A 10,859-nucleotide genomic window follows, 5' to 3' on the forward strand; every position below is an offset into this window, starting at 1 on the left:
CTGGCTATTTTGCTAGGAATTATGTCCCAACCGCTTTTTTTAGTAGTATATGAAGTCTTCTGCTATCTTTCTAGTCTAGTAAACAAAAATATAAATAAGCTTTTTTAATAAGGGCCTATTTTTTTAATGACATATTAATTCTATTAATGAATTGTTCATGTTCAATTTCATTCGCATAATCCTTTTGTAATTGTAACCTGGTGTGATATGCTTTACTGCTATTAGCCATTTTTTTCAAAATTACTGTCAAGTTATTAATGTCTTTTTTCATAACAATATTTTCAGTGGCTGTAAACATACGATTATGTGCTTCATCATGGGTTGCAAAGATCACCATATCATTTTCAAATGCTCTGCTGACTGCATCCAATAGCTCATTACCTTTATTGTTATCGAGATAAATATCACATTGTTGATATAATGATTCAATTGTTTCTTCGTCTGCCACTGGATACAATCGAATATTATCAAATTTCACTAATTCTAATAATTTATTAGACATTTCTGTAATAGCCGCTATATGAAACTGATAGTTGCTATTATTTTTCACTAATTCTTCAATACAAGACAATTGGTCTGAATTTGTTAAAGTTAATATGTTTCTACTAAACTGGTTTTGTTTTCGATAATCATAAAGGTAACCACCTCTATATACTTTATCTCGTTCACTATCATCAAGTCTTTGGCATATTGTTAGATATTCAATACTATCAGGTATCATTACAGAATAATTTCTCTTTAGATATTCATCAAACATAAGTTTCATATTTCCAGGTACGTTACCATGGCTGTTTTCTTGCCAAACGAGAATTCCTTTTCCAATTGTATCCATTCTATATAACGCGATAAAAGGCATCGCTAGTGAATTAAAGATAACTACACTTAAATCTACATTTAGTTGTTTTAAGTAATATATGATAAATGATTCATGAGACTTGAAAAAGTGTGTCTCATTTTTCCAATTTAATACATAGTCCCCAGTCACATAATTTTCATAGATAATTTCTTTGCCTAGACGATCAAAGTACTTTTTCATTATAGCTTTACCAGTCAAATCATAGATAGTCTCAGCAAATTTAAACCCATTTTTATTATAGAAATCAACTGTGCGTAATCGTTGCTTGTTATCCAACCACTCAACTCGACTTACAATACGAGTTTTGAAATTAGGTTGATAGAAAATTTTACCTCTAACTTCCCCTAAATTTTTTATTTCACCCATATCATTTGTACCTGTAATTTCCCAGTAAGTTGGCACCTCTACTTCATTAAAGAATAAAGGCTTATCACTTGGATTAATTGGATTTTGAGCAAAAAATTGATAAGGAGAGGTAACATCATCTGGTAAAAAACCATCATCCTCTAAACAAATTGTCAAATGTTGATATCCTGCAAGTTTCAATGAACGATGTAATAATTGTGAGTTAAAATGATAATTATCAAATATATTAATCATGTAGCACCTCTTTAATTAGCATATCCCATTTTTCTACTATTTTCTGAGTTAAAAATTCACTAGCAATTTCATATGATATGCTTTCTGGATGTTTGGGTCCATTTTTAAAATATTTCACAATATATGAAGCTAGTTCATTAATCTTTTCTTCTTCATCTGCAGATTCTACATTTTCAGACATAAGATATCCATTTTCACTATTACGAATAAATGTTGGATTACCATAATTCACATTAAATCCAATCATTCCTAAGCCAGAACCTACTGCCTCCATTAATGTCAAACCGAAACCTTCACTTTGTGAAGCAGACACAAATAATTCATACTTTGAATAAACGTTCTGCAAATTAACATGGCCCTTTAATGTAATATAGTCTTGTGCATTATTTTCATAAACAATTTGTTCTATTTTATCTTTTTCTCCACCTTGACCATATATATCAAACGTTAATTTAGGAATCTCTTTTTTGGCTTTCACAACTGCTTTAGCAATCCAGTATACATGTTTCTCTTTAGCCAATCGTGATGCCGTTATCATTGAATATGGTTGTCTTTTTTTCTCTGGATGAATGAGTTTATTTAAGCTACCGACAGGAATTGTTCTAATTAATGGATTATCATGAGTATACTTAGAAAAATGTTGACTTAAAATACGATTTTGTAAATCGGTCGCAGTAATAAAGAAGTCCACAAATTTTGCATTTCTAAATTGATATTCATAGTAGTTATTCCACAATATATTATCGCCATCAGTGGCATTATTACTAAAGTGTTCTGCATGAACTACCACACCTAATTTGCTAGCACCTTTATTTTGTAATACTGCTTGGCCAATTTTTGTAGCTCTATCTAGGATCACGATATCTCTATTTGATAAATTTAATTTATTCATGAAATATGCAACAAATTCTGCTTTACTATAGAGTTGTGCATCATCAAAGACAAAGACACTTTCTTTATCATCTATATATTCCTTATATGCAATTGTTCCATCTTCATTGTAAAACTGTCTCATATATATCTTGGCATAATTTTGATAAGGGGCATAATATTCAGAAAAAACTCTTGTATAACTAAAGAAATCTTTTCTTATTAAATAGCCTTCAAGGACAAACTCCACTCTATCTACATAATTTTTATCTGGATTTTTCATATAGCACGTTGCAAATGAACTTTTATCATCATCGAAATACAATCTTTTGATTTTACCGTTATCCTCTATTTGAGTAATTTCGTTACCGATTTCACCCATTAAATCATCTAAAGTATATGTTGTTGGTGCAATTTTTATATTACTAAAATATTGATATAACCAAATTACTTCATCATCTTTAAAACCTAAGTTATCAGTCAATGTTTGGATATTTTCAGAAGATATGAAATCTAAAAAAATAAATTTTACATTTCTATCCAACTGTCTCAACAATTTAGCTCTATATGCTTGTGCATATTCAATACCACTACTTGCCCAACCTATTCCAAAATTTATATTATATACAGTCATCGTATCCCTCCTCTTGTTTTATGGGAAATAAATCATAAGATCTCCATGTTTATCAAACGTTATAATACTTAAACATAAATTTCTTATAATATTTCTCTTTAATGTAATTGTCATATCTTCATATGACTCTAATGCAACTTTATGATATTCATATATGGCATTTCTTTGACCATTTTGGCGATTATTAACACTAGCTTTTAGTTGCTGAAGATAATCGACTTGTTCAATCCATGCTATATCGATTGCTTTGATAATTGATTTTTGAATGAAACGTAATATGAAATATGGGTCTGCTGCTTTCTTTTGATTATCCCCAAATTGCTGCATAAAATGTTGTATTAAAAAATTAACAATTGATTCTTGGTTATATACATCTATTTTTTCATTATTTGTTTCAAAATTGAAAGATAAGTTTTTATAAACATAATTAATTACACCTTTTTCATCATTTATATTAAAAATTTTTAAATCTTTTCTAAAAACATCTTTTGCCAATTGCTTATAATCAAATTGGTTTTTGTTAACCATATCTAAAATAAGATTTCTTTCTTTATAAATTAAATCTCTTTGTACGCTTATACTTTTTTCAAATTCATTAGCCATTTCACGTTGAACAATTGAAGTCTCTTCTGAAACAGTTTGTGCTTTATTTACAATGTTTTTTACTCTCAATTGGAAAACTTTACTATTTTCTAAAGTTTCACTACTAGTTTGATTTAACTTGTCGTTCTCTAGAAGTTTAGATTGGCTCCACTTTTTAACAATGTAATCATCTAATGATACAAATATTTGAGATACACCAGGGTCACCTTGCCGACCAGCACGTCCTCTTAGCTGCCTATCTACACGACTATTTTCCATGTGTTCATTAATAATTACTGCTAAGCCACCAATTTCATGAACACCTTGTGCCAATTTAATATCTGTACCACGTCCTGCCATACTAGTAGCCACAGTAACTGCTGCTCTATTGCCTGCTTCTGCAATCATTTGAGCTTCTTTAGAAACATTTTGAGCAATTAATAGATTATTAGGTATATCTAATTGAAATAGATTAGTCGAAAAATATTCAGCTGCTTCTGCAGTTCTAGTTATTAAAAGAACTGGTTGACCTTTTTTGTTTTTTTCAACTACAGTATCAATGATAGCTTGATTTTTTTCTTCCATGTTCGCGAATACTCTATCTTCCAAATCTTGTCTCTGAATAGGTTTGTCTGTGGGAATCTCAACTACAATTTTCGAATATAACTCAAAAAATTCTTTTTCTCCTTGTTTGCCTGTACCAGTCATTCCAGCAAATTTGTCAAAGAGTTTAAATAGGTTTTGGAATGTAATTGTAGCCATCACACTCTTATCAATAGATAATTCAACATCTTCCTTAGCTTCAATTGCTTGGTGCAAACCTGACTGTAATTTCGTACCTGGAAGCATTCGCCCTGTAATCCTATCTATTAACACAATCTCTCCATTTGATACAAAATAATCTAAATTGTAATCAAATAGATATTTTGCTCTCAATGATAAATTGATAATACGAACCAAATCAAAATTACTTTCATCATATAAATGGTGCACTTTAAAATAGTCATTTGCTTTATCAATACCTTGTTTTTTTAGCCAAATTTCTTTTTTATTTTTATTTAGTTTAAAATGTTGACCATCTTTAAGTGTATGTATAAATTCTTTTACAATATCAAATAAATTAGATTGTAATCGTGGTGCCCCGGATATAACGAGTGGTGTTTGTGCTGCATCTAAAATGATTGAATCAACTTCATCTAAAATTGCAAACTGTAATTCAGGTAAAAATTTAGTTCGCTTGTGATCTGCTAAATTATCTGTAAGATAATCAAAGCCCAAACGACCATTTGTAGTATAAATGATGTCATGTGCATATAGTTTTTGCTTTTCACCAGCTTCATATTCATAGTCTGGAATGTCTATAAATCCCAATGATGCAGTTAAGCCTAACCATTCATATAATGGTTTCATTTCCATGCAATCTCTTTTGGCTAAGTAATCATTAGTCGTAATTAAAAATGCTCTTTTACCTGTTAATGCATTTAAATATAAGGGCATCGTTGCAGTTAGCGTTTTTCCTTCTCCGGTCTGCATTTCTGCTATATTTCCCTGATGCATTACTATAGCTCCTAGTACCTGCACATCTTTGGGGTACATACCTAATACACGATAGGCAGATTCTCTTACCACGGCATATGCTTCTGGCAAAATTTGATCTAATGTTTCTTTAGATTCCATTATTCTCTTTTTAAATTCTTGAGTTTTTGCTTTTAATTCTTCATCAGTATATTCAGAAAAAACATGACTCATGTTATTGATACTATTTAATGTTTTCTTTAGTTTTTTTAACCGCATTTTATTAATAGTATTCTCAAATTTACCTGTCATTTGGACACCTCTTTCTGAATTTTATACTATATTGTGTCTGATTTTATCAATTGTTTCACTAATATCAGTTGGTATAGTTGAATGACATTTCTCTATATGTTGGTCTTCAATAATAATTCGGTAAAATTGTAAATGCTGAAATCCAGCATTCATTAATTCAATCTTATAAGAATAGGCATCTTTTGGATATTCAAACTCACTATCATCATCTTCGATAATCATAGTTTTAATTTTTTCACCATTCTTTTTATATAAAACAATTTTAAAATACACTGATTTTTCAGGGATGACATCATAATCAAACTTAATTTTATAATTGCTCCCTTTTTTCAATAGCGGTAATGAAGGCACTTGTTTATTGGTTGTATAACTTGATAGCATGTTCCATTCATGTATCACCATTCCTGAGGGCATCAAAGAATTGTCCATGCTGACAAAATTGTTATTAAATTTTAGCTTAGATCCATACATAAAAGTACTTTTATGTACCTTTTTCCAGGTGATATCAAATCGCTTATTTTGGTTCATATTACTCTCTCCCGAAGTAATTATTTAAAATAATATGATAAAAGTTTACAAACCAACTGGTTATCGTTGCCGAGTCATCATTATGCCTACCAGGCACGCCTCGTGTCATGATATGCGTTTTGGATTCTCCTAGCACAGACATTAAATCATCAAAGGCTATATCATCATAATCATCATTTTGCATATATGCGATAGCAAAAGTTGTATTTTCAAATTCATTTTGCTTAAATTTTTCCCAAAAACGCTTATTCAAATGATTGATATTTTCCTTACTAAATGTGCCTTCTTGTGACATCAAAATGTCTAGTGCTGTTCCAAAATCATTGGGTCGTTTTAGTTTCATATTTTCAGCAATTCTACCAATATTCACTAATGGCTTACCAACAATCACAGCTCTCGGGTTTAATTGTGCACTATAGTATAATGCGCCAAATGACCCCATCGACAATCCAGATAATATCAAATCATCTTCTTTAAAATTTAAATATTCCAATGTTTCTTTAATAACTTTTTTTATGCTATTTTCATAGGTTTCAGATCCAAGATAGAAGGATCCACCTTCGATTCTAGGATCCCCAATAAGTAGAAATGGAGCATCTAGACTATTCATCATAAAATACCCTTCAAACCCTTCTAATGAACGATAACCACTAAAATATACATTTAATGGAGGCTTTAAATCGCCAGGATTGAAATAGTGTATATACTCTTCGCCATTTTCATCGTTGTAACGTTGACCACCCATTATAAATTGGCCCATCTCTGCACGAGACCACCTTTTATGGATTGCCCTAAGATGTACAACACCTGTTCCCTTTGCTTTTACTACTATAGAAATGTTTGCATCATAAGATCTTGGCATCAATTCCAAAGGCTGTTTTAAATCATCCTTTGTCAGGGTAATAACATCTTTCGTATGTTCTAATGAGCCAAATGGGATTAATCTAATTATATATTGGACATCAACATTTCCCTCTACAAAAAATTCTGGCCATAACTGTACCATCATATTCTTATCGTAAACTAAGTTTTGGTTCCAGCTAACAATTGGCGTATACGACTCTCCAAAATTTCCAGACAAAACGAGTTCCTTGTTACCAAAGTACTCAAATTCTCCTTCAAAATTAGGATTTACCTCCCCTTTAATTGGTGAGACTTTATCTCCGTATTGTTTAGTAAAAGCGCCCGCTTTTAATTTATGATGCAACTCATCTGTTGATTTATAAAATAATGGTTTAATAAATTTATATTTTACTCGAGAATCATTTTCGAATTGAAAATCCCAGTAGTTTTCATCTACATAAATCGTATATGGTTCTCCCACTATTTCAATAACTTTCATCAATTCTTGAGAATATGTTGTTTGAATAAATACTAAATCAAAGGAACCAATGTCATCTATTAAATTTTCAATTGCTTCTTCATAACCACTTTCAAATGTAAATAGTATTGGATCAAGATAATCGTTGTACACGTTTTTTTTATCATGGAAAATAGGTTCTAAATCTTCTCCACCGATTTGCAATATGTTAAATTTTCTAGCCATATAACTCTCCTTTTATCAAACGGTCCACTTCTCTTATTATCTTAGTCGAACTAAATTCATCTACTAATTTTATGGAAGATGCATAAGAATAATTCCAGTTTTTCAAACTTAGTAAGAAGTAATCTAACGCCTGTATCATATTAGATGAACTTGGTATTATTAATCCGTTTACATTAGATGTCACATAATCCGTTTCTATCATATTAATTTGAGGTACTCCTGCACTGATTGCGCTAATTTGCAGATATAAATCTGGTTCATCACCCAAATCTATAACTACTCTTAATTGTGACATTGCTCTAATTAAGTCTTCTTCAAATAAGACCGATTCAATTTTAATTATTTTTATAAATTCCATTTCTTCTTCTAACACATCAGCCATTTCTTCACTTAAAGTTCTTTGTTCTTCATTATATAATTCATTTTTTTCTTTTACTATGTCTGATAACCATTTTGGTGTTTTACTTGTTATATCTTTCATTAAAATAGTAACTCTATAGTTTTCTTTATTTTTAATATAACTATATAACTGATCTATTACAGGTTCTACTACATCTCTTGATAAATTATCTATCCAAAAACCAATATGCACATCATATAACTGAGAACTTATATTTGGAATTTTTTCAGTATCAAAGGGTGTAATTCTAGACATTTTCATGTCAATTGAATTGTTATTAACAATAAGACTACATTCTCTTTCATTTTCTTTTGTGTCAACTAAACAACTTTTTGCTGGTTGCATGGATTGAATTAAATGTGGCGTTATTTCTCTATTTCTATTTGAAAATAGAGAAAAACATAATTGATTTGCTTCAAAATAACGTGTAATTAACTGATTGTGTCTTTCATCGGAAGCAGCAATAAAATCATCTGATTGTGTTATTTGATCTTTATAAAATTTTTCAACAATCTCTTCTATTATTTCCAACATATTTAAATATTTACTATGGTCTAATAAATCTTTAACTGGGTTATTAACTAATACTTCTCCTGTTATTAAATTCTCAGTTAGAATATTTTCCCCCAATACATTTAAATAAATTTGTTCAACCTCAGTATCATTTTCATATTTAATAATTGAAGATATAAACCCTCTATCGTCAAATATCATCTTTTGTTGTTGCAATCCATTTTCATATTCATGTATATGAAGTACATATCCCTCTTGATTAAACGTAATTTGAGAATACATATTTTCACCTATAATTGTTTCTACCATAAATGGCGAATATACAAACTCTGTATCTTTAGGCCAATTCAAATCTAAATAATCAATAGCTCTAGGTAATGTGTTTGGAGCACTTTGTAACACATCAAAAACAGACCAATAATCACTTTCAAATAAATCATGTCTATGTAAAAACAACCTTAAATTAGGTGAATAATTTAATACTAGTAACTTATATTCATAACCATTTTTCTTATGCATAGACATTAAGCTAATCATGTCATCAAACTCTGTTTTATCCGGCTTATAATAGAAGGGAAGAGTATTGTCTTTCCACAATTTTTGCCCACTATACCACGCTGGTATAAAATATCTCATTGAAAATTCCTCCCTAATATTTGTCTAATATGCTTTTATATCTATCAAAATAAGAATAGGCCCTTAATGTTTCAGTTATACTTATACCAATATAAATCAACATAATAAGTTGTATTGAAAAATATATTTCTTTTGAAAGCTCTGGAACCAATAATGAACAATATAAGGGCACTGCTAAAATCAATGTAACTGTAATTGAACCAAACCAGCAAATTCTTCTCGCTTTTTTATTTAAATATCGCTCAGTTTCTTTACCAGGGCTAATACCTACAAAGTAATTTCCATTTTTTAAAAATTCTTTAGATTTCCTTTTAGTATTGATTAAAAATCTAGATAGTAAGTATCCAAAACTGATTTGTATTACAATATATACTGTAATACCTACAGGATTATCAAATCCGAAAATGTCTACATTCATTTCCTTATTCAAAAGTAATTTTCCAATTAAGTTAATAACACTATTTAACAATAGAAACAAAGATAAACTTATCATTATAGATATACTTCCTGCTGGATTTAATTTCCAAGCAATATATGAATGTGAAGTTTGTGTAGACATATTCATTATATCTTTATAATGAAGTCGATACTCTGATAATTCTATGTAGAGAAGTGTTAGCACCGCTATAACTAGTAATCCGATCACAATAAATAATGTTGCTGTTACATTTATACTAGACAATTGTTGATGAAATAAAGATTTTATTAAACTCATTAATACAATTGGCATTGGTCCTCCAATGCCATAAGTAGTATTTTGGTCAGCTAACCAGACTAATAGTAATGTCCCTGTTAATAAAACTAATACAAGTAACAGAATATTTGTGTTCTGTATTATATTATTCTGAACATAGGTATGGATAACATAGTATGCTTGTATCGTTGCTATGAGTAATGTTAATAGTCTTTCCTTTATTTGTTTTTCTGAACGAGTCTGCTTAATAACATTATCTACATCTCTATAGTTGAATAGCATGATACTAATCATTGCTGTTAACCACGGTCCTAATCCCAGTGAAAATACGTTCAATGAACTTAAATCTCCACCGACATTTGAAACAGCTAATTTAAAAAAGCTATCATGACTGGTTTTAATTGATTCATTACCAATGATAGAAATATTACTTCCAAATATGTATATAAAAAGAACGAACATTGTAAAAATAATCCTTTTGTGTAAAATCTTAAAATCTTTATTTCTTAACATTTTTTCCACCTAAAATTCTTATTTAATATGAGTGCAAAGAGGCTAAAACATAGTTGATTTACTATCACGTAAACTCAATATTATGTCTTAGCCTCTTTGTTTTACTTCATATTATCATAGATTAAAATCTATAATTATTTTTTATCTTCTTTGTTTTTACGTGATTTTTTCACTAAACCTAATCCAGCAAGTAATGAGAGAACAGCTCCCATTAATACGTTTGTATTATTAGTATCATTTCTGTTACCAGTTTCAGGAAGTTCTTTGGTCTCGTCACTGTTATCTTTGTGATCTGATTGTTGAGCTACATTAGATGAGTTTGTACTTTCACCATTTGATGCACTGTTAGAAGTTGCATTTGAAGTGATATTTGACTCACTTGTGGATGCACTCATTGAGTTTGAATCAGACACGCTTGTGCTTGTTGACACTGAGTCTGATGCACTTGTTGATGCTGAATCTGATGCACTTACTGACACTGAGTCTGATGCACTCATTGAGTTTGAATCAGACACGCTTGTGCTTGTTGACACTGAATCTGATGCACTTGTTGATGCTGAGTCGCTCGCACTTGTTGATGCTGAATCAGATGCACTCACTGACGCTGAATCTGATGCGCTTACTGATCCTGAGTCTGATGCACTCATTGAGTTTGAATCA

The 10,859-nt window shown here is 30.1% G+C and carries 8 protein-coding genes and 1 pseudogene; 1 reads left to right on the forward strand and 8 read right to left on the reverse strand.

The features are described 5' to 3' along the window. Positions 1 to 115 precede the first annotated feature (115 nt). The 8 genes from gtfB to HMPREF2663_RS09710 form a co-directional block, all read right to left on the reverse strand. Complete coding sequence (gene gtfB, locus HMPREF2663_RS09675; RefSeq protein ID WP_002446822.1) at positions 116 to 1,456, reverse strand: accessory Sec system glycosylation chaperone GtfB; 1,341 nt, start codon at positions 1,454 to 1,456, stop codon at positions 116 to 118. Beyond that, entirely contained in the window at positions 1,449 to 2,960 is a 1,512-nt protein-coding gene (gene gtfA, locus HMPREF2663_RS09680; protein WP_002446821.1) for an accessory Sec system glycosyltransferase GtfA, read from the reverse strand. The genes gtfB and gtfA overlap by 8 nt, the downstream gene beginning before the upstream one ends. Before the next feature lie 18 nt (positions 2,961 to 2,978). After that, positions 2,979 to 5,369 carry an accessory Sec system translocase SecA2 gene (secA2, locus tag HMPREF2663_RS09685; protein ID WP_070592863.1) on the reverse strand — a complete coding sequence of 797 codons (2,391 nt, stop codon included), beginning with the start codon at positions 5,367 to 5,369 and terminating at the stop codon, positions 2,979 to 2,981. Positions 5,370 to 5,390: 21 nt separating this feature from the next. Further along, positions 5,391 to 5,897 carry an accessory Sec system protein Asp3 gene (asp3, locus tag HMPREF2663_RS09690; protein ID WP_002446819.1) on the reverse strand — a complete coding sequence of 169 codons (507 nt, stop codon included), beginning with the start codon at positions 5,895 to 5,897 and terminating at the stop codon, positions 5,391 to 5,393. Position 5,898: 1 nt separating this feature from the next. Next, the gene (gene asp2, locus HMPREF2663_RS09695) at positions 5,899 to 7,443 is read right to left on the reverse strand and encodes an accessory Sec system protein Asp2 (protein WP_002446818.1); all 1,545 of its coding nucleotides are present in this window, start codon (positions 7,441 to 7,443) and stop codon (positions 5,899 to 5,901) included. Further along, the gene (gene asp1, locus HMPREF2663_RS09700; protein ID WP_002446817.1) at positions 7,436 to 8,992 is read right to left on the reverse strand and encodes an accessory Sec system protein Asp1; all 1,557 of its coding nucleotides are present in this window, start codon (positions 8,990 to 8,992) and stop codon (positions 7,436 to 7,438) included. Before asp1 ends, asp2 begins: the two co-directional genes overlap by 8 nt. 13 nt (positions 8,993 to 9,005) lie before the next feature. Next, positions 9,006 to 10,199 carry an accessory Sec system protein translocase subunit SecY2 gene (secY2, locus tag HMPREF2663_RS09705; RefSeq protein WP_002496239.1) on the reverse strand — a complete coding sequence of 398 codons (1,194 nt, stop codon included), beginning with the start codon at positions 10,197 to 10,199 and terminating at the stop codon, positions 9,006 to 9,008. A 134-nt stretch (positions 10,200 to 10,333) separates the two neighbouring features. Then, positions 10,334 to 10,594 (reverse strand): LPXTG cell wall anchor domain-containing protein, encoded by a 261-nt coding sequence (locus HMPREF2663_RS09710; protein WP_002475885.1) that lies wholly within the window; start codon positions 10,592 to 10,594, stop codon positions 10,334 to 10,336. Here HMPREF2663_RS09710 and HMPREF2663_RS09715 point away from each other — a divergent pair. Then, a pseudogene (locus HMPREF2663_RS09715) lies at positions 10,581 to 10,859 on the forward strand (MSCRAMM family adhesin SdrC); the annotation flags it as partial. The gene HMPREF2663_RS09710 and the pseudogene HMPREF2663_RS09715 overlap by 14 nt on opposite strands.

This window comes from Staphylococcus sp. HMSC077D08 (assembly GCF_001837945.1).
Classification (GTDB): domain Bacteria; phylum Bacillota; class Bacilli; order Staphylococcales; family Staphylococcaceae; genus Staphylococcus; species Staphylococcus epidermidis.